At 71.9% G+C, this 19,908-nt stretch carries 17 protein-coding genes; 8 read left to right on the top strand and 9 right to left on the bottom strand.

Annotation, left to right across the window (positions count from 1 at the left end; genetic code table 11):
- Positions 1-64 precede the first annotated feature (64 nt).
- Positions 65-1,606, bottom strand: a complete 1,542-nt coding sequence (locus OHA98_RS29830) for a leucyl aminopeptidase (RefSeq protein ID WP_266930039.1) — start codon at positions 1,604-1,606, stop codon at positions 65-67.
- Positions 1,607-1,964: 358 nt separating this feature from the next.
- Here OHA98_RS29830 and OHA98_RS29825 point away from each other — a divergent pair, with 358 nt between their 5' ends.
- On the top strand, positions 1,965-2,771 hold the full coding sequence (locus OHA98_RS29825; protein ID WP_266930038.1) for an endo alpha-1,4 polygalactosaminidase: 807 nt from the start codon (positions 1,965-1,967) through the stop codon (positions 2,769-2,771).
- A gap of 153 nt (positions 2,772-2,924) precedes the next feature.
- On the opposite strand, the gene OHA98_RS29820 is transcribed toward OHA98_RS29825, so the two are convergent.
- On the bottom strand, positions 2,925-3,707 hold the full coding sequence (locus OHA98_RS29820; RefSeq protein ID WP_266930036.1) for an adenosylcobinamide-GDP ribazoletransferase: 783 nt from the start codon (positions 3,705-3,707) through the stop codon (positions 2,925-2,927).
- 88 nt (positions 3,708-3,795) lie between these two features.
- Between OHA98_RS29820 and OHA98_RS29815 the strand changes: the two genes are divergently transcribed.
- Positions 3,796-4,560 carry a hypothetical protein gene (locus OHA98_RS29815; protein ID WP_266930034.1) on the top strand — a complete coding sequence of 255 codons (765 nt, stop codon included), beginning with the start codon at positions 3,796-3,798 and terminating at the stop codon, positions 4,558-4,560.
- Here OHA98_RS29815 and OHA98_RS29810 read toward each other — a convergent pair.
- The 4 genes from OHA98_RS29810 to OHA98_RS29795 form a co-directional block, all read right to left on the bottom strand.
- The gene (locus OHA98_RS29810) at positions 4,500-5,231 is read right to left on the bottom strand and encodes a hypothetical protein (protein WP_266930032.1); all 732 of its coding nucleotides are present in this window, start codon (positions 5,229-5,231) and stop codon (positions 4,500-4,502) included. The genes OHA98_RS29815 and OHA98_RS29810 overlap by 61 nt on opposite strands.
- Positions 5,228-7,069, bottom strand: a complete 1,842-nt coding sequence (locus OHA98_RS29805) for a phosphatidylglycerol lysyltransferase domain-containing protein (RefSeq protein ID WP_266930030.1) — start codon at positions 7,067-7,069, stop codon at positions 5,228-5,230. The genes OHA98_RS29810 and OHA98_RS29805 overlap by 4 nt, the downstream gene beginning before the upstream one ends.
- Positions 7,070-7,153: 84 nt before the next feature.
- The gene (gene cobT, locus OHA98_RS29800) at positions 7,154-8,317 is read right to left on the bottom strand and encodes a nicotinate-nucleotide--dimethylbenzimidazole phosphoribosyltransferase (protein WP_266930028.1); all 1,164 of its coding nucleotides are present in this window, start codon (positions 8,315-8,317) and stop codon (positions 7,154-7,156) included.
- A gap of 108 nt (positions 8,318-8,425) precedes the next feature.
- Positions 8,426-9,628, bottom strand: a complete 1,203-nt coding sequence (locus OHA98_RS29795) for a bifunctional adenosylcobinamide kinase/adenosylcobinamide-phosphate guanylyltransferase (protein ID WP_266930026.1) — start codon at positions 9,626-9,628, stop codon at positions 8,426-8,428.
- A 78-nt stretch (positions 9,629-9,706) separates the two neighbouring features.
- Here OHA98_RS29795 and OHA98_RS29790 point away from each other — a divergent pair, with 78 nt between their 5' ends.
- Positions 9,707-9,970 (top strand): hypothetical protein, encoded by a 264-nt coding sequence (locus OHA98_RS29790; RefSeq protein ID WP_266930024.1) that lies wholly within the window; start codon positions 9,707-9,709, stop codon positions 9,968-9,970.
- A 168-nt stretch (positions 9,971-10,138) separates the two neighbouring features.
- On the opposite strand, the gene OHA98_RS29785 is transcribed toward OHA98_RS29790, so the two are convergent.
- The 3 genes from OHA98_RS29785 to OHA98_RS29775 form a co-directional block, all read right to left on the bottom strand.
- Positions 10,139-11,236 (bottom strand): S1C family serine protease, encoded by a 1,098-nt coding sequence (locus OHA98_RS29785; RefSeq protein WP_266930022.1) that lies wholly within the window; start codon positions 11,234-11,236, stop codon positions 10,139-10,141.
- 115 nt (positions 11,237-11,351) lie between these two features.
- Positions 11,352-12,086 (bottom strand): bifunctional 2-polyprenyl-6-hydroxyphenol methylase/3-demethylubiquinol 3-O-methyltransferase UbiG, encoded by a 735-nt coding sequence (locus OHA98_RS29780; protein WP_266930978.1) that lies wholly within the window; start codon positions 12,084-12,086, stop codon positions 11,352-11,354.
- 59 nt (positions 12,087-12,145) lie between these two features.
- Positions 12,146-12,742, bottom strand: coding sequence for a DUF3043 domain-containing protein (locus OHA98_RS29775; protein ID WP_266930020.1), 597 nt, complete (start codon positions 12,740-12,742; stop codon positions 12,146-12,148).
- Positions 12,743-13,038: 296 nt separating this feature from the next.
- On the opposite strand from OHA98_RS29775, the gene OHA98_RS29770 reads away from it, so the two are divergent.
- The 5 genes from OHA98_RS29770 to OHA98_RS29750 all read left to right on the top strand — a co-directional run bounded on the left by OHA98_RS29770 (position 13,039) and on the right by OHA98_RS29750 (position 19,828).
- The gene (locus OHA98_RS29770) at positions 13,039-13,821 is read left to right on the top strand and encodes a PspA/IM30 family protein (RefSeq protein ID WP_266930018.1); all 783 of its coding nucleotides are present in this window, start codon (positions 13,039-13,041) and stop codon (positions 13,819-13,821) included.
- Between the two features lie 10 nt (positions 13,822-13,831).
- On the top strand, positions 13,832-14,110 hold the full coding sequence (locus tag OHA98_RS29765; protein WP_266930016.1) for a hypothetical protein: 279 nt from the start codon (positions 13,832-13,834) through the stop codon (positions 14,108-14,110).
- Between the two features lie 199 nt (positions 14,111-14,309).
- Positions 14,310-15,593, top strand: a complete 1,284-nt coding sequence (locus OHA98_RS29760; protein WP_266930015.1) for a sensor histidine kinase — start codon at positions 14,310-14,312, stop codon at positions 15,591-15,593.
- Complete coding sequence (locus tag OHA98_RS29755; protein WP_266930013.1) at positions 15,590-16,279, top strand: response regulator transcription factor; 690 nt, start codon at positions 15,590-15,592, stop codon at positions 16,277-16,279. The genes OHA98_RS29760 and OHA98_RS29755 overlap by 4 nt, the downstream gene beginning before the upstream one ends.
- A 399-nt stretch (positions 16,280-16,678) precedes the next feature.
- A complete protein-coding gene (locus OHA98_RS29750) occupies positions 16,679-19,828 on the top strand; it encodes an efflux RND transporter permease subunit (protein ID WP_266930011.1) in 3,150 nt (1,049 codons plus the stop codon).
- Positions 19,829-19,908 lie beyond the last annotated feature (80 nt).

Raw genomic sequence — 19,908 nt, 5'->3', positions numbered from 1 at the left:
GATACCGACGGAAGAACACATACGGCCCCGGACATATGCCCGGGGCCGTACGACGCCGGCTGTCTCAGCCGAGGTCTCCGGCGGCGGTGCGCTCCGCCAGCCGCACCAGGGTGCGGACCGCGGAACCGGTGCCGCCCTTGGGCGTGTAACCGTACGGCGCGCCCTCGTGGAAGGCCGGACCCGCGATGTCCAGGTGCGCCCAGGCGATGCCCTCGCCCACGAACTCCTGGAGGAACAGACCGGCCACCAGGCCGCCGCCCATCCGCTCGCCCATGTTGGCGATGTCGGCGGTCGGGGAGTCCATGCCCTTGCGCAGGTCGGCGGGGAGCGGCATCGGCCAGGAGGCCTCGCCGACCTCCTCGGCGATCTCGTGGATGGAGGTACGGAAGGCGTCGTCGTTCGCCATGATGCCGAACGTGCGGTTGCCGAGCGCCAGCACCATCGCGCCGGTCAGGGTCGCCACGTCGACGATCGCGTCCGGCTTCTCCTCCGAGGCGCGGGTCAGCGCGTCGGCGAGCACGAGACGGCCCTCGGCGTCCGTGTTGAGCACCTCGACGGTCTTGCCGCTGTACATGTGCAGCACGTCACCCGGGCGGGTGGCGTTGCCGGACGGCATGTTCTCGGCGAGCGCCAGCCAGCCGGTGACGTTGACCCGGAGGCCGAGACGGGCGGCCGCGACGACGGCGGCGAACACGGCGGCGGCGCCGCTCATGTCGCACTTCATCGTCTCGTTGTGGCCGGCCGGCTTCAGCGAGATGCCGCCCGAGTCGTAGGTGATGCCCTTGCCGACGAGGGCCAGGGTCTTCTCCGCCTTCGGGTGCGTGTAGGCGAGCTTCACCAGGCGGGGGCCGTGGGACGAGCCCTGGCCGACACCCAGCAGACCGCCGAAGCCGCCCTTGACGAGCGCCTTCTCGTCGAGGATCTGCACCTTGATGCCGTGCTCCTTGCCGGCGGCGGTGGCCACGGCGGCGAAGGACTCGGGGTACAGGTCGTTCGGCGGGGTGTTGATCAGGTCGCGGGCGCGGTTGATCTCCTCGGCGAGGGCGACGGCGCGCTCGGCGGCGGCCTTGAACGCCTTGTCGCGCGGCTTGGCGCCGAGCAGGGCCACCTCGGCGAGCGGCTGCTTCGGACCGCTGTCCTTCTTGCCCTTGGGGGCGAGCTTGTTCTCGCCGCCCTGGTAGGCGGTGAAGGCGTACGCGCCGAGCAGCGCGCCCTCGGCGACGGCCTCGGCGTCCTCGACGGACTCGGCCGGCAGGGCGAAGCCGGCCTTCTTCGAACCGGTCAGCGCGCGGGCCGCGCTGCCCGCGGCCCGGCGCAGCGCCTCGGAGTCGTACGCGTCGTCCTTGTCCGGGACCGGACCGAGACCGACCGCGATGACGACCGGGGCCTTGAGGCCGGACGGCGCGGGGAGCTTGGTCACTTCGCCCTCGGCACCTGTGGCACCCAGGGTCTCCAGGACGGTGGCGAGCTTTCCGTCGAACGCCTTGTCCACGGCCTCGGCGCCCGGTGCGAGCACCGGGCCCTTGGCACCCTTCGCGACGCCGACGACGAGTGCGTCGGCGCGCAGCGTCGCCGCGCCGGAGGTGCTGAGAGTGAGAGCAGTCACGGTGGTGAAATCTCGCTTCCGTTGAGTTCTGTGTCGGTCGAGGGGTGGGCCGACCGTGCCCGGCGCATCGTAGACGCCGCCGCAATGTGCCGGGAATGAGCCTACGCGCGCCTTTCCTGTTGGATCACGGCGGCGGGCCGTTCCCGGTCCGGCCCGCCCCCGCCGCGGTGCTCCGGCGCTCCTCCGGCAGCGCTCCGGCGGTCCTCCCCGCCGGGTGGGGCCGGAGGGAACGTGGGCCCGCAGTAGGGTCGTTGTTCCGGCCGGTGCCGGGCAGGTCGAGAAGCCGGGAGAAACCGGGAGAAGCGGGGGAACGGTGCGGGGCAGGGGTGGGGAAGAGGGTACGGGGCGGTGGTCGCCGGTGCCCGTCACCGTACTGATTCTGCTGGTCCTGCTCTCCGGCTGTACCCCGGGGCGGCCGGAATCCGGCCCTCCGGAGCGCTCCGGTTCCGCCGGTCCGGACACCGGGTCCCGCTGGCGTCCGGAGCCGGGTCTGGACTGGCAGTGGCAGCTTTCCGGCCGGCTCGATCCGACGGTCGACGTTCCGGTGTACGACATCGACGGCTTCGATCACGACGCGGCGGCGGTGGCCGGTCTGCACCGCCGGGACCGCAAGGTGATCTGCTATCTCTCCACCGGCGCCTGGGAGGACTTCCGCCCGGACGCCGGGGAGTTCCCCGCCGCGGTGCTCGGCCGGGGCAACGGCTGGGAGGGCGAGCGCTGGTTCGACATCCGCGCCGTCGACATCCTGGAACCCCTGATGGAGGCCCGGATCGCCATGTGCGCGAAGAAGGGCTTCGACGCCGTGGAGCCGGACAACATGGACGGCTACCGCAACCGCACCGGCTTTCCGCTCACCGCCGCCGACCAGTTGCGCTACAACCGCCTCATCGCCCGCATCGCCCACCGCCACGGGCTCGCCGTGGGCCTGAAGAACGACCTGGACCAGATCCCGGAGCTGGTGGGGGACTTCGACTTCGCGGTCAACGAACAGTGTGCCCAGTACGGGGAATGCGGGGATCTCACCCCGTTCATCGAGGCGGGGAAGGCCGTCTTCCACGTCGAGTACGAGCTGCCGGTGGCCCGGTTCTGCGCGGATTCCCGGCGGCTGGGGCTGAGCTCCCTGCTCAAGAAGTACGAGCTCGGCGTCTGGCGGAAGGCCTGCTGACCGGAGCCCGGGGCGGGGTTCCGCTTCGGCCTCCGGTTCCGCTTCCGGTTCTGGCCCCGCTTCCGGTTCCGCTTCCGGTTCCGGTTCCGCTTCTGGTTCCGGGGCGGGGTCGGTTCGGGCCGGGCGCCGGCCCGCGGCGACCTGCCCGGCAGCTCACGCCCCCAGCGCCAGGATCACCAGGGCCGCTGTCGCCGCCGTCTCCTCCAGCCCGCCGAAGACATCCCCGGTCACCCCGCCGAAGCGCCGCACACAGTGCCTGAGCAGCAGTTCGGCGGCCACGAGGGCGCCCAGTACGGCGAGCGCGTGGTGCAGCGCCCCGCACGGGCCCAGCAGCGCGCCCGCCGCCGCGCAGCCCGCCACCGTGAGGACCCCGGCCGCCGTCGCGCGCCCCACCGGAACCGTGGACGCGACCACCGCGCCCAGCCCCTCCGGGCGGGCCGCGGGCACTCCCTGACGCGATGCCAGGGTGAGCGCGAGCCGGGCCGCGACGGCGGCGACGGCCGCCCCCAGCGCCCCGTGCGCCCAGCCCTGCCCGTACAGCTGGAAGAGGACCGCGACCTGGGCCAGCAGGACCAGGAGCAGCGTGATGACACCGAACGGCCCAATGTCCGACTGCTTCATGATCCGCAGGGCGTCCTCGGCCGGTTTGGCGCTGCCGAGGCCGTCCGCGGTGTCCGCCAGGCCGTCCAGGTGCAGGCCCCGGGTGAGGGCCGCGGGCACCGCGACGGAGGCGACCGCCGCGAGCAGCGGCCCCGCCCCGGACAGCAGCAGCAGGGAGCCGGGCGCGGCGGCGAGCAGGCCCACGACAAGACCGGCGAGCGGGGCGCAGAGCATTCCGGCGCGGGCGCTCCCGCGGTCCCAGCGGGTGACGCGGACGGGGAGCACGGTCAGCGTGCCGAAGGCGAAACGTATGCCGTGGCTGTTCAGGGAGGTCACCGCGGGCAGGCTAGCCGGTTCATCTCGCCGATAGATTGGGCGAAACGCCTCCAAAATGGAGCAATGTGACGTATCGGGAGTGGGTGGCATGGGTCACTGGTGGTACGCCAACATCACCGAGCCGGGCAAACTCCCGCTGCTCCTGGCGTTGAGCGCCTTCGTCCTGACCTTCGCGGTCACCCGCACCATCACCCGCATGATCCGGGCGGGGAAGGGGCCGTTCCGCAACATCACCCCGGGCGGGGTGCACATCCACCATGTGGTGCCCGGGGTCGTGCTGTCCGTGGTCGGCGGCTTCGGCGCGGTCGCGAGCGGACGCCACGGGGTGACCGCAGGGGTCTTCGCGGTGATCTTCGGGGTGGGGGCGGGGCTCGTGCTCGACGAGTTCGCGCTGATCCTCCACCTCGACGACGTGTACTGGACCGAGGAGGGCCGCCGCAGCGTGGAGGTCGTCGTCCTCACGGCCTCGCTCGTCCTGCTGGTCCTCGCGGGCTTCTCACCGCTGGGGGTGGACGACGTCAGCGGCGACGAACAGCAGAGCCGGCTGAGCGTCATCCTGTCCGTCGTGATCAATTTCTGCTTCGTGCTGATCGCCCTGTTCAAGGGCAAGGCGCGGATGGCGGTGGTCGGTACGCTCGTCCCGTTCATCGCGCTGATCGGCGCGATCCGGCTGGCCCGGCCGACATCGCTCTGGGCGAGGCGCTTCTACCGGGGCCGGCACCGGGCCCGCTCCCGGGCGGTGCTGCGCGCCTACCACCACGACGTGCGGTGGGTGGGGCCGCGCCGCAGGTTTCAGGACCTCATCGGCGGGGCCCCGGACCGGGTGCCGCTGCCGCCCCCGCCCCGGTCCTGACCGCGCCGGCGCGTGTGCCGGTGCCACTCGGCCGCGGCGCACAGGAATAGTACGGCGGCGATCGCGGCGAGATGCTCCTTGCCCGCCAGGTTGTCCTTGAAGACGATCTCCACCATCATCGCCACGATCACGAGCGCCCCGGTGGACCAGGCCCGGCAGGCGCAGCAGACGTACACCGCGAGCCCCACCACCGCCGCCGACGGGCCCGTGTCCACGACCTGGGCGTCGGAGGCGGGCAGTCCGAAGAACCCCGCCGGACCGACCGCGACGCCGACCCGGGCGTACAGCGTCCCGGCCAGTGTCGCCAGATACGCGATACCCAGCGTGCGCCCGCGCCCCAGCGTGATCTCGGCGATGCCGAGCACCAGGAGCAACTGCGCCAGCGCACCCCACACCGGCAGGTCGAGCGCGGGGACGAACAGTGACAACGGGGTACGAAGCAGGGCGAGCCAGAGCGGGTCCTCGGCCCGCACCGCGCCGAGGTTCTGCACGGTCCGGAATCCCCAGGACCGGTTCTGCACCACCTGTATCAGCGCCGTCAGGAACACGGCCGTCAGCGTCAGCGGGACGGCCCGCGCGCCACGTGCGGCGAGTGCCCGCCGTACGGTTCCCAGCAGCGGCCCCCACTCCCGGCGGGCCGCCGAACGCAGGGCGCCCGTACGGACGGTCATCTATGGGTTTCCAGATGGGTGCGGTGCATCCACCTGGGCAGCCCGGGAGCCTCCAGGAACCCTTCGGCGCGGCCCGCCGCGACGCCGATGCGCAACAGGTCGGCGCTCTTCTCGAAGAGCATGAATCGGGGCTCCCAGATCGGTCGGTACTTGGCGTTGGCACGGTAGAGCGACTCGATCTGCCACCAGCGCGAGAAGAAGCTCAGCAGGGAGCGCCACAGCCGCAGCACCGGTCCGGCACCCAGCCGCGATCCCCTCTCGAAGACGGACCGGAACATCGCGAAGTTGAGCGAGACCTGCGTGATCCCGATCTCCCCGGAACGCTGGAGGAGCTCGATGACCATGAACTCCATCAGGCCGTTCTCCGCGTCCCGGTCGCGGCGCATCAGGTCCAGCGAGAGGCCGTGCGGGCCCCAGGGGACGAAGCTCAGGACGGCGCGCAGCTCGCCCGGCTTCGCGCGCGCCCCGCCGTCCCCGTCCGCCCCGCCGTCCCCGGCGGTGCTGCCGGGTGTGTCGCTCGCAGCGGGGGCATCGCGGCACTCCAGCATCACGCACTGCCCGTCCGCCGGGTCGCCCAGGCGCCCGAGAGCCATGGAGAAGCCGCGTTCGGTGGCCCCGTCGCGCCAGTCGTCGGCGCGGCGCAGCAGCTCGGCCATCTCGTCGGCGGGAATGTCCGCGTGCCGTCGGACGGTCACCTCGTAACCGGCCCGCCGGACCCGGTTGTACGCCTGGCGCACGGTGCGCATCGCGCGCCCCTCAAGGGTGAAATCGGCCGTTTCCACGATCGCCTCGTCGCCCAGCTCCAGTGCGTCGAGACCGTGCCGGGCGTAGACGGTGCCCGCCTCCTCGCTCGCGCCCATGACCGCCGGGATCCAGCCGTGCTCCCGGGCCTCGGCCAGCCACGGTGTGATCGCGCCCGGCCAGGCCTCGGGGTCGCCGATCGGGTCGCCGGAGGCGAGCGAGACCCCGCCGACCACCCGGTAGACCACGGCCGCCTTCCCGGTCGGCGACCAGACGGCGCTCTTCTCGCGCCGCAGCGCGAAGTAGCCGAGCGAGTCGCGGTCGCCGTACTTGTCCAGGAGACCGCGGAGCCTCGCCTCGTCCTCGGGGGTGAGCGCGTCGACGGCCCGGCGGGCCCGGAAGGCCACGTACACCACGGCGATCAGCAGCAGGGTGGACAGGACGTTGATGACGACATCGACCCAGCCCGGCGTGGTGATGCCGGGGAACCGTGAGTCGTCCGCGGCGACCGAGACCAGCCGCAGCGCCCCGTAGCGCCAGCGGTCCAGGAACGTCGAGCGGTAGTCGTCGTGCGCGGTGTTGGTGAGGGTGACCAGCCCCGCGGCGAGCAGCGAGGTGACCAGCAGCCCGACGGCCGCCACGACGGCCGCCAGCCTGGGGTTGGAGCGGTCGCCCTTCGCGTAGAACTCCCGCCGGCCCAGCAGCAGCGCCAGGACGAACGCCGCGGTGAGGGCCAGTGAGATCCAGTTCTGCGCGTGCTGCCTGATCTCCGGGAAGAGGAACGCGAGAGCCAGGAGCAGCAGCAGAAGCCCGCCCGCCACCGCATTGACGATCCAGGCGGCCCGCTTGCGCCGCCGCATCGTGACCGCCAGGAAGAGCGCGACCACTCCGGAGGAGAAGCCCGCGGTGAGCAGATAGGGCGTGAAGAAGTTCTCGGTGTTGTGGCGCCGCAGGTCCTGGCCGAGAGTGACCCAGACGGCGCTCAGGAAATTGATGAACGAGACGACACGCAGGTACCAGATGGCGAACGCCGCGCTGCGCCGTGACCGGGCGGTACTGCGCCCGGCTTCCTCATTGGACAATCGGACCTCTCCCATGCAACGCGATCATATGGGGCATCGCGGAACGTGGTGAGGCGGGCTGCCACCGGTATGCGCGGCCCGCGTTGTGTCCGGGAGCGGTCAGCCGCCACTCTTCGCGTCGCTCGTCACGGGGGCGGTGTTGCCGGCGTCCGAGTGACCGGCTTCGTCGCCCGCTTCGTCGTCCGTTTCCGCTTCCGTTTCCGCGTCCGCTTCGGCTTCCGCTTCCGGCGCGCGCTCGGGAAGTTCGGCGGCCAGCGCCGCCGCGGCCTGGACGAGCGGCAGGGCGAGCAGCGCTCCGCTGCCCTCGCCGACCGTGACGCCGTGGTCGAGCAGCGGCGTCAGGGCCATCCGGTCCAGCGCCTTCGTCTGCGCGGGCTCACCGCTGACCTGACCCGCCAGCCACCAGTCCGGAGCCCGGAACGCCGCCCGCTGCGCCACCAGCGCACAGGCCGCCGACACGACGCCGTCCAGGATCACCGGCATCCGGCGCACCGCGCTCTGGAGCAGGAAGCCCGTCGTCGCGGCCAGATCCGCACCGCCGACCGTGGCCAGCAGCTCCAGCTGGTCACCGAGGACCGGCCGGGCCCGGCGCAGCGCGTCCCGGATCGCCGCGCACTTGCGCATCCACGCCAGATCGTCGATGCCCGCACCGCCGCGCCCCGTGACCACGGAGGCGTCCGTGCCGCACAGGGCGGCGATCAGCGTGGCCGCGGCCGTGGTGCCGCCGACACTCAGATCGCCGAGCACCACCAGGTCGGTGCCGGAGTCGGCCTCCTCGTCGGCGATCGCCATACCCAGGCGTACCGCCTGCTCGGCCTCCTCCGCCGTCAGCGCGTCCTCGATGTCGATCCGCCCGCTGCCGCGCCGCACCCGGTGCCGTACGACGGACTCGGGCAGCAGCTCCGGGTCGCAGTCCACCCCCGCGTCGACGATCCGCAGCGGCACGGAGAAGCGGCGGGCCAGTACCGATACGGGGCTCGCGCCGTCCAGCGCGGCCCGGACCAGCTCGTGGGCACTCCCCGCCGCGCGGCCGGACACCCCCAGCTCCGCGACCCCGTGGTCACCGGCGAAGAGCACCACACGCGGCTGCTCGACCGGCTTGACCGGCACGGACTGCTGTGCGGCGGAGAGCCACTCGGCCAGCTCGTCGAGGCGGCCGAGGGCACCGGGGGCAACGGTCAGCCGCTCCCGGCGTTCCTCGGCATCGCGCCGTACGCCGCCGTCGGGGCGTTCGATCAGGTCGGAGAAGTCGTCCAGATTCACGGAGGTCTGCCTCGCGGGTCGTCACGTCGGGGTCCGGGAACCCGGCGGCGGGCTCCTGCCGGGAACAGTACCGGTGCCGCCTGCCCACGAGTACGCCCGGAGGCGGGCTCACCCCCGCAGTACCAGCACCTGCCCCGCCACCACCAGCAGCACTTCCTCGCACTCGGCCGCGACCGCCGCGTTCAGCCGTCCCAGCTCGTCCCGGAACCGCCGCCCCGCGGCCGTCGCCGGCACCACCCCCGCGCCCACCTCATTGGTCACCGCCACCACCTTCCGCCGGGTCGCGCGCACCGCGCCGACCAGCTCCGCGACCCGCTCCCGCAGCGCCTCCTCGCCACCGTCCGCCCACCGCGCGTCGTCCCAGGCGCCCACCCGGTCCATCGCGTCCGTCAGCCACAGCGACAGACAGTCGATCAGCAGCGGGGGCCCGTCCGCCGACAGCAGCCCCGCCAGCTCGCAGGTCTCCTCGGTCTGCCACACGGCGGGCCTGCGCTCCCGGTGCAGCCCCACCCGCGCCGCCCACTCGGCGTCGCCGTCGCGGCGGCCGCCGGTCGCCACGTACACCACCGCGGGGAAGGTCTCCAGGCGCTGCTCGGCCTCCAGCGACTTCCCGGACCGCGCGCCACCGGTCACCAGCGTGCGCCGGGGCACGTCCGGGACCGCGTGGTACTCGCCCACCACCAGCGTCGTACCGTCCGGCACGGCCCGCGCACCGGCGGCCGCGAGCCGACGGTCCAGCGCGGCGCCCGGCGGTGCGTCGTGGTCCAGATGGACGGCGATGACCTCGGTGGTCGGGCCGATCGCGTCGACGGCCCGCAGCCGGGCCACGGCGTCGGGCCGTGCGATCACATCGGCGGCCACCATGTCGTACGGCGCCTTCGCCCGGTCGGTGAGCCCGGAGGGCGCCGCTCCCGGCGGGAGGTACAGCAGCCGTTCGCCCTCCGGCGAGGTCACCTCGTAGCCGGTCCCCGGGGCGTCCATCGGCACCGCCCGTACCCGGTGGCCGCTGATCAGGGTCAGTACCTGGCCGTCCGGCACCCGCCCGGCCGGCGGCAGCACGGCGGGCAGCTCGACGGCGGGCCCGTCGTGGGGATGGGTCAGCAGGACCTGGCGCACCCCGGTCAGCGAACGCCCCGCGCGGGCGGCCGCGAGCACGGCCCCGGGGGTGAGATCGAGCAGCAGCGCGTCGTCGACCAGGAGGGCGGTCGCGGCCCGTGCCCGCGGGCCGTGGGCCGTGGCGCAGACGGCGCAGGGGCAGTCGGGCCGGGGCAGCCCGTCGGGGGCTCCGGTGCCGAGCAGAGTCAGTTCCACACGATGATCCTCCCGCGTCCCCGCTCGGGGTGCGCGCCCGGCTAGGCTTCGGGCAGCAACGTGACCCAGGAGGCGGACATGGCGTGGACGTGGCGGTTCGAGAAGTCCGACGGTACGGAGACGGAGCCGGCGCTGCAGCCGGAGGAGTTCACGACGCAGGGGGACGCGGAGTCCTGGATCGGTGAGTTCTGGAAGGAGCTCCTGGCGGGCGGGGCGGAGCAGGTGACGCTGTTCGAGGACTCGGCCAAGATCTACGGCCCGATGAGCCTGCGCGCGGACGGGGCCGAGGGCGCGGACGGCGCCGGCGCGGAGGACCGGGCCGACACGGCGGACCAGGCCTGACACACGGCGGACCAGACCTGACACCGGGAGGACCGACCGGTCCTGTACGACGGGAAGACGGACGGCTGGCGGCGGACGGCGGAAACCGGTAAGGGCGGGCGGTACAGGGACTTCCACCTGTACCGCCCGCCCCGTTCCGCTCCCGCGCGATCCGGTCCGCGGACCGGATCAGATCTCGCCCAGCGTGACCTCGGCCGTCTTCTCCGTGCTGCCGCGCGTGTAGGTCACCTCGACCTTCTGGCCGGGCTTCTCGCCCGCCAGGGCCTCCGAGAGCGACGTGATCGTCGTGACCGGGGCGTCGCCCACCTTGGTGATGATGTCGCCGACCCGCAGCCCCGCCTTGTCGGCGGCGCCACCCTTGGTCACGCTGACCAGTGCCACCCCGGCCGGCTGGTAACTGTCGTCGACGACCGTGCGGCCGGTGATGTTCAGCGCCGCCCGCCCCGAGTCGGTGACCCTGCCGCTCCTGATGATCTGGTCGGCGACCGTCTTCACCATCGAGACCGGGATCGCGAACCCGATCCCGGGCGCCGCGCTGTCACCCATCTGGGGGTCGGTCGCCGCCAGCGTCGGAATGCCGATCACCTCGCTGTTGAGGTTCACCAGCGCGCCACCGCTGTTGCCCGGGTTGATCGCCGCCGAGGTCTGCACCATGTCGCCGATCGTCGCCCCGGTGCCACCGCCCGAACGGCTCTCGCTCACGGTCCGGCCGAGGGCCGAGACGATGCCCTGCGTGACGCTGCTGGACAGGCCGAGCGGCGAGCCCATCGCCATCACGATCTGCCCCACCTCGACCTTCTCCGAGTCGCCGAACTTCGCCGCCTTCAGCCCGTCGGGGACCTTGTCGAGCTTGATGACGGCCAGATCCTGTTCCGGATACGCGGAGACGAGCGAGGCGCTGAGGACCTTGCCCCCGGTGGCGACGCTGACCTTGAAGGACTTCTCCCCGCCGACGACATGGGCGTTCGTGACGATGTGCCCCTTGCCGTCGTAGACGATGCCGGAGCCCAGACTGTCGGAGGCGTCGATCTGTACGACCGAGGGCAGTACGTCCTTGATGACGGCCTGATAGTCGTCCTGGAGGTCATTGGTGGCGCGGGAGGCCGACCCCTGTGCCGCGCCCGTCGGACTGGAACTGGGCTCCACGGAGTCGGAGCCGGAACCGGAGCAGCCGCCCACCAGGGTGATCGCGCAGACACCCGCGGTCAGCGGCATCAGCAGCCGTCGCACCCGGCTGCGGGAGTGTCGGGAGTGTGATGAGTCCATGTCCGGAGTCTCATGGCACCGACCCCGCGGGGCCTGTGCTGATGGGCCGAACGGGGCGGCGCCGCCGCCTCCGCGGCCCATCCGCGGCCGCACTCGCGGCCCGCTTCCCGCAGCGTCAGCCGCGTACTCCGCACAGATGCAGCAGGGCCGCCACCCGGCGGTACGGATCCGTCCGCGCGGCCCGGTCCTCCGCGGCCAGCAGCTGCTCCAGCTCCGTGGCGGCGGGCAGCTCCACGTCGTTGCCCACGTTGTCCGTGAAGACCCGGACCCCGTACCAGGCGTGCAGCGGCGCCGCGATTCCGGCGAGCGTGGCCGTCACGGCGTCGAGCCGGTCGGCCCGCACCGTGAGGCCGAGCCGGTTGGTGTACGTGGCGGTGTCGAAGGCCGCCAGCGCGCCCGCGAAGTCCCCGGCGTACCCGGGGCGCATCGCCAGCGCGTCCGCGTTCCGTACGAGCAGCGAGAGCAGCCCGCCGGGGGCCAGCATCCGGGCCAGGCCCGCCAGCATCGGGTCCGGCTCCGGTACATACATCAGCACGCCGTGGCAGAGGACCACGTCGAAGCTGCCGGGCAGGAAGTGCACCCCGGTGTCCCGGCCGTCGCCCTCGATCAGCCTGACCCGCTCCCGGATGCCCTCGGGCTCCGCCGACAGCGACTCACGGGCCGCCCGCAGCATGGCCGCGTCGGACTCCAGGCCGGTCACCGAGTGCCCGGCCCGCGCCAGCCGCAGGGCCTGGGTGCCCTGGCCCATGCCGACGTCGAGCACCCGCAGCCGCTGCCCCACCGGGAAACGGGCGGCTATCTGCTCGTCCAGCTGCCGGGCGACGAGTTCCTGGCGGACCGTGTTGCGCAGGCCGCCGAGACCGTCCAGCCACGCCGAAGAGACCCCCGTGAACCCGGAGGTCTCCGTACTCAGGGCCGCTCTCCGCGCTTGACCTGGGGCTTGGGAAGCCGCAGGCGGCGCATCTGGAGCGTGCGCATCAGGCCGTACGCGACGGCGCCGCGCTTCGGGGTGTCCGGGAAACGCTCCCGCAGCTGCTTCTTGAGCCGGAACGCGAGGCCGATCGAGTCGACCACGATCAGCACGATCACGCCGAGCCAGAGCAGCAGCGAGATGTTCTGGATGTTCTGGATCTGGATCACGCTGAGGATCAGGATGATCACTGCGAGCGGCAGGAAGTACTCGGCGACGCAGAAGCGCGAGTCCACGAAGTCACGGACGAAGCGCCGGACCGGCCCCTTGTCGCGCACGGGGAGGTAGCGCTCGTCGCCAGTGGCGAGCGCCTCACGCTGCTTGGCCATGTCGACGCGGCGCGCTTCGCGCTGGCGCTTCATGGCCGCCTTGCGGTCGGTCGGCGTGCTGGAGGCACGCCGGCGCTGCGTCTGGGCCTCGCTGCGCTTGGGGGTCGGGCGGCCCTTGGGGGCCTGCGGGTCGCGGGACTGCCTGGAGAGGTCCGTCGTCACCTTGTCGGTGGGGACCTTCTCTTCCTTGGCACGGCTACGGAACACAAAACCCAAGGGTACGGGGTCGGCCGCGGCACGCACGGACCGGGCGGGAACGATCCGGCAACGGCCCGCCTTCGAGATGGGTCCTGACAGGGGCAGAACGGACGTTTGTCACCCGCCTCCCTGACCACCACCTACTCCCTGGGCTGGAGCGTTCTCCGGGCGCAGTCGTCCTTTGGGAGGAGCACATCCGCGTCCGAACAGTGCGGTAATAGAGACAGGGCCCGTACTGTGGGTTCTGTTGGAGTGCTGGAGCTCAGTCCGTCAGAAGGGGGCGCGCGAAGCCCATGAGCGGTGTCATGAAGCGTATGGGGATGATCTTCCGCGCGAAGGCAAACAAGGCCCTTGACCGGGCCGAGGATCCGCGCGAGACCCTCGATTACTCGTACCAGAAGCAGCTGGAGCTGCTTCAGAAGGTGCGCCGCGGCGTCGCCGATGTGGCGACCTCGCGCAAGCGGCTGGAGCTGCAGCTGAACCAGCTGCAGGGACAGTCGTCCAAGCTGGAGGACCAGGGCCGCAAGGCGCTCGCGCTCGGCCGCGAGGACCTGGCCCGCGAGGCGCTGTCCCGGCGCGCCGCCCTCCAGCAGCAGGTCACGGACCTGGAGACGCAGCACACCACGCTGCAGGGTGAGGAGGAGAAACTCACTCTCGCGGCCCAGCGCCTTCAGGCCAAGGTCGACGCCTTCCGTACGAAGAAGGAAACGATCAAGGCGACCTACACGGCTGCCCAGGCGCAGACCCGGATCGGCGAGGCCTTCTCCGGGATCTCCGAGGAGATGGGCGACGTCGGTCTGGCGATCCAGCGGGCCGAGGACAAGACCCAGCAGCTCCAGGCGCGGGCCGGTGCCATCGACGAGCTGCTCGCCTCCGGAGCGCTGGACGACCCGACCGGGACGGCGAAGGACGACATTGCCGCCGAGCTGGACCGGATCTCCGGTGGTACGGATGTGGAGCTGGAGCTGCAGCGCATGAAGGCCGAACTGGCCGGCGGCTCCTCCTCCTCGCAGCAGGCCATCGAGGGCGGTGCCCAGGACGCCGCACCGCAGTCGCAGCAGTCCCCGCACAGGTTCGACAAGCAGTAAGGGCAACGTCATGATCGTACGGATCATGGGGGAGGGCCAGGTCAGCCTGGCCGACAGTCATGTCGCCGAGCTCAACGAGCTCGACGACGTACTGCTCGCGGAAATGGAGAGCGGCGACGGCCCCGGCTTTCGCACCACGCTCCACGCGCTCCTGGACAAGGTGCGCGAGCTCGGCACACCCCTGCCGGACGACTCCCTGGAGCCGTCCGGGCTGATCCTGCCGTCGCCGGACGCGACCCTCGAAGAGGTGCGCGCCATGCTCCGCGACGACGGACTGATCCCCGGCTGACAGCCGCCGCGCACGACTCCCGCTCCACGCTCCGACAGCACCCGCCTCGCACAGTGCCCCGCCCGGTCCGCCGGCCGCGGGGCACCGTGCTGTCCGCCGCGGCTTGCGGGCCCGGCCTTCGGGACAGTGACGGTTCTGTGGTCGTATTCGCACACCGCGCTGACGGATCCGTGTACGACACGCCGTACCGTTGCCCGATGTGACCACCCTCTCGACCGGGCTCGTGCGCGCCCGCCGCTGGCTGCGGGACCATCCCCTGGCGTTCGACGGGGCCCTCGCCCTCATCGTGTTCCTGAGCATGATCTGCGCGTCGTTCGCCGACCCGGGCGCGGCGAACGCCGGGAGGCCGAGCTTCGGCACCCGCAGCCCGGGGGTCTTCAGCGTGTTCATGATGGCGCTCAGCGCCGGGGCCCTCGTGCTGCGCCGCAGGCGCCCCATGGCGGTGCTCGCCTTCACCGGCGCCCTGGCGGCCGCGGAGTTCGTGCTGACGGACCCGCCGGCCCCGGTCGTCATGGGGGTCGTCCTCGCGCTCTACACCGTCGCCTCCCGCACCGACCGGCCCACCACCTGGCGGGTCGGCCTGGTCACCATGGCGGTGCTGACCGTGGCCACGATGGTCTTCGGCTCGTCCCCCTGGTACGCGCAGGAGAACCTCGGCGTCTTCGCCTGGACCGGGATGGCGGGCGCCGCGGGGGACGCGGTCCGCAGCAGGCGCGCGTTCGTCGACGCGATCAGGGAACGCGCCGAACGTGCCGAGCGCACCCGCGAGGAGGAGGCCCGCCGCCGGGTCGCCGAGGAGCGGCTGCGGATCGCCCGGGACCTGCACGACGTCGTCGCCCACCACATCGCCCTGGTCAACGTCCAGGCCGGGGTGGCCGCCCATGTCATGGACAGGCGCCCGGACCAGGCCAAGGAGGCGCTCGCCCACGTCCGGGACGCCAGCCGCTCGGCGCTCAACGAACTCCGGGCCACGGTCGGGCTGCTGCGGCAGTCCGGCGACCCCGAGGCCCCCACCGAACCCGCTCCCGGGCTCGGCGTCCTCGGTGGGCTGGTGGACACCTTCCGCCACGCCGGGCTCCCCGTCGAGGTGGCCTGTGCCGACAGCGAGCCCCCGCTGCCCGCGGCCGTCGACCTGGCCGCCTACCGGGTCATCCAGGAGGCGCTGACCAATGTCCGCAAACACGCGGGGTCCGGTGCCAGGGCCGAGGTGAGCGTCATACGGGTCGGGGTGACGGCGGAGGTCACGGTGCTCGACAACGGCCGCGGCGGTGACGCCTGCCCCGCCGCCGAGGACGAGGACCGCCACGGCGGCGGCCACGGCCTCGTCGGCATGCGCGAACGCGTCACCGCGCTCGGCGGCACCCTCACCGCGGGGCCTCGGTACGGAGGCGGATTCCGGGTGCATGCGATCCTGCCGGTCAGGGCCCGCACGGGTGAACCGGAGCGGCCGGGCACGGCGGGCAGGACGGGGGGACGCGGATGACACCGATCAAGGTGCTGCTCGCCGACGACCAGGCGCTGCTGCGCAGCGCGTTCCGGGTGCTGGTGGACTCGGAGCCCGACATGGAGGTCGTCGGGGAGGCGGCGGACGGTGCGCAGGCCGTGGAGCTGGCCCGCTCGACGCGCGCCGACGTGGTGCTGATGGACATCCGGATGCCGGGCACGGACGGGCTCGCCGCCACCCGCATGATCAGCGCCGACCCGGATCTGGCAGAGGTACGCGTCGTCATGCTCACCACGTTCGAGGTGGACGAGTACGTCGTGCAGTCACTGCGCGCCGGAGCCTCGGGCTTCCTCGGAAAGGGAGCGGAACCGGACGAACTCCTCAATGCCATCCGTGTCGCCGCGGGCGGTGAGGCGCTGCTCTCCCCGGCGGCGACGAAGGGGCTCATCGCCACCTTCCTCGCCCAGGGCGGAAGTTCGGGGGAGGGGCCGGACTCCGCCGCGTACTCCGAGCGGCTCGCCGCGCTCACCGTGCGCGAACGCGAGGTCCTCGTACTGGTCGCGGGCGGACATTCCAACGACGAGATCGCCGAGCGGCTCGCCGTCAGCCCGCTCACCGTCAAGACCCATGTGAACCGGGCCATGGCGAAGCTCGGCGCCCGCGACCGGGCCCAACTCGTCGTCATCGCCTATGAGTCGGGGCTGGTGCGGGCCCGGCTGGAGTGACCGCGGAGCGTCGGCCGGAGTGACCGCGGGGCGCCGGGTGGAGGAGGGGCGGAGCCGGCGGGTGCGGCTACAGGTGGAGATCCGGCGTACTCCACCTGCGGTATGCGCGACATAAGAAAGCAACCCGGGGGCCGACGTCCCGGCAACCTGGATCGGCGATCGTATGAGAACGACCAGTACCTGGGGGGCGGGGTCGCGGGGCGGGGCACGCACATCTGCGGCGTTGCCGTCACTCACCACGGCTCGGCCATCCACCGATCCTCAGTCCCGCCGGCCGGACACACCCGGCCCCGCTCCTTCTCCCATCCCCCATGTGCCGGTCGGTACAAGCGGCGGGAGGCTTCCCCCGTTCCTCCTCCCGCCCATCTGCCGCGCAAGCCACAGAAGAGAGACCCACCCATGTCCTGGCTGTCCAGATTCAGCCTCGCGCAACGGGCCCTGATCGGGCTGATCTCGATCGTCGCGCTCGTCTTCGGAGCGATCGCGATCCCGCAGCTCAAGCAGCAGCTGCTGCCCACCATCGAACTCCCGATGGTGTCGGTGCTGGCCCCCTATCCGGGTGCGTCTCCCGATGTGGTCGAGAAGCAGGTCGTCGAACCCCTGGAGAACTCCATCAAGGCCGTCGACGGCATCGAGGGCATAACCTCGACCGCCAGCGAGGGCAACGCCGTCATCATGGCGACGTTCGACTTCGGTGACGAGGGCACCAAGCAGCTCGTCGCCGACATCCAGCAGGCCGTGAACCGGGCCCGCATCCAGCTCCCCGACGACGTGGACCCCCAGGTCATCGCCGGTTCCACCGACGACATCCCGACCGTGGTCCTCGCTGTCACCGCCGACAAGGACCAGCAGGCGCTCGCCGACCAGCTGGACCGCACGGTCGTCCCCGCCCTGGAGGACATCGAGGGTGTCGGCCAGGTCGCCGTCGACGGGGTCCAGGACCTCCAGATCTCCGTCGTCCCCGACGACAAGAAGCTCGCCGGGGCCGGTCTGAACGCCGGATCGCTGGCCCAGGCGCTCCAGGCGGGCGGCGCCACCGTCCCGGCCGGTGCGTTCTCCGAGGCGGGCAAGAGCCGCACCATCCAGGTCGGCGGCGGCTTCACCTCGCTGAAGCAGATCCAGGACCTCCAGGTCACCGCCAAGGACCCGGCGACCGGTCAGCCCGGAAAGCCGGTTCGCCTCGGTGACGTCGCCGAGGTGAAGCAGGAGCCCTCCGCCGCGGTCTCCATCACCCGGACGAACGGCAAGCCGAGCCTCGCCGTCATGGCGACGATGGACAAGGACGGCAGCGCCGTCGCCATCTCGGACGCCGTCAAGGAGAAGCTCCCGGACCTGCGCAAGGACCTCGGCGCCGGCGCCGAGCTGACCGTCGTCTCCGACCAGGGCCCCGCCGTCTCCAAGGCGATCTCCGGTCTGACCACCGAGGGCGCGCTCGGCCTCGTCTTCGCGGTCATCGTGATCCTGGTCTTCCTCGCCTCGCTGCGCTCGACCCTGGTCACCGCGGTCTCCATCCCGCTCTCCGTGGTCCTCGCGCTGATCGTGCTCTGGACCCGCGACCTCTCGCTGAACATGCTCACGCTCGGCGCGCTGACGATCGCCATCGGCCGTGTCGTCGACGACTCGATCGTGGTCCTGGAGAACATCAAGCGGCACCTCGGTTACGGCGAGGAGCGCCAGCCGGCGATCATCGCGGCCGTCAAGGAAGTGGCCGGAGCGGTCACCGCCTCCACGCTGACCACAGTCGCCGTCTTCCTGCCGATCGGTCTGGTCGGCGGCATGGTCGGACAGCTCTTCGGCTCGTTCTCGCTCACCGTCACCGCGGCCCTGCTGGCCTCCCTGCTGGTCTCGCTGACCGTCGTCCCGGTCCTCTCGTTCTGGTTCCTGCGCGCCCCCAAGGGCACGGAGGAGAACCCGGCCGAGGCACGCCGCAAGGCGGAGGAGAAGGAAGCGGCCAGCAAGCTCCAGCGGCTCTACGTCCCGGTGCTCCAGTTCGCGACCCGGCGCCGTATCACCAGCATCGTCATCGCCGTCGCGGTGCTCTTCGGCACCTTCGGCATGGTGCCGCTGCTCAAGACGAACTTCTTCGACCAGGGTGAGCAGGAAGTCCTCTCCATCAAGCAGGAGCTGACCCCCGGCACCAGCCTGGAAGCCGCCGACAAGGCGGCCCGGAAGGTCGAGAAGGTCCTCGACGGCGACAAGGGCGTCAAGGACTACCAGGTCACCGTCGGCTCCTCCGGCTTCATGGCGGCCTTCGGCGGCGGTACGGGCGCCAACCAGGCCTCCTACCAGGTCACCCTGAAGGACGCGGCCGACTTCGAGGCCGCTCAGGACCGTATCGACGAGGCCCTCGGCAAGCTCGACGGCATCGGGGACACCACCATCGCCGCGGGCGACGGCTTCGGCAGCCAGGACCTCAGCGTGGTGGTCAAGGCCTCCGACGCCGACGTCCTGAAGAAGGCGTCCGAAGCGGTACGCACCGAGGTCGGCAAGATCAAGGACGTCACCGACGTCCAGAGCGACCTGGCGCAGAGCATCCCGCGGATCTCGGTCAAGGCCAACGACAAGGCGGCCGCCGCCGGATTCGACCAGGCCACGCTCGGCGCGGCCGTCGCCGGTGCGGTGCGCGGCACCCCGTCCGGCAAGGCGATCCTGGACGACACCGAGCGTGACATCATCGTCCGGTCCTCCCACCCGGCCACCACGATGGCCGAGCTCAAGGACCTGCCGCTCGGCCCGGTCGAGCTCGGCACGATCGCCGAGGTGAAGCTGGTCCCCGGCCCGGTCTCGATGACCCGGATCGACGGCCAGCGCGCCGCGACGATCACCGCCAAGCCCATCGGCGACAACACCGGCGCGGTCTCCACCTCGCTCCAGTCGAAGATCGACGCCCTGGACCTCCCGGAGGGTGCCACCGCCACCATCGGCGGAGTCTCCGAGGACCAGAACGACGCCTTCATGAAGCTGGGCCTCGCCATGCTGGCGGCCATCGCGATCGTCTTCATGCTGCTGGTGGCGACCTTCCGGTCCCTGGTCCAGCCGCTGATCCTGCTGATCTCCATCCCGTTCGCGGCCACCGGCGCGCTGGGGCTGCTCATTATCACCGGCACCCCGATGGGCGTTCCCGCGATGATCGGCATGCTGATGCTGATCGGCATCGTGGTGACCAACGCGATCGTGCTGATCGACCTGATCAACCAGTACCGGTCCCAGGGCATGGGCATCGTCGAGGCGGTCGTCGAGGGCGGCCGTCACCGGCTCCGCCCGATCCTGATGACCGCACTGGCGACGATCTTCGCGCTGCTCCCGATGGCGCTCGGCGTCACCGGCGAGGGCGGCTTCATCTCGCAGCCGCTGGCGGTCGTGGTGATCGGCGGTCTGATCACCTCCACGCTGCTGACGCTGCTGCTCGTGCCGACGCTGTACGCGATGGTCGAGCTGCGCAAGGAGCGCCGGGCCGGAAAGAAGGCGGCCAAGCGCGCTGCGAAGTCCGGTCTCCCGGCCGCGCGGGCCACGGACGAGGCCCGCGAGACGGAGCCCTCGGGCGTGTGATCCGCCGGCCCGCTCCCTGACGGACGGCTGACGGTGAAGGGGCCTGTCCCGCGCGTACCCCGCGTGGGACAGGCCCCCTC

The organism is Streptomyces sp. NBC_00654, assembly GCF_026341775.1.
Classification (GTDB): Bacteria; Actinomycetota; Actinomycetes; order Streptomycetales; family Streptomycetaceae; genus Streptomyces.
The sequence above is the reverse complement of the archived record's forward strand: the minus strand, read 5'-3'. Positions and strand labels throughout refer to the sequence as shown.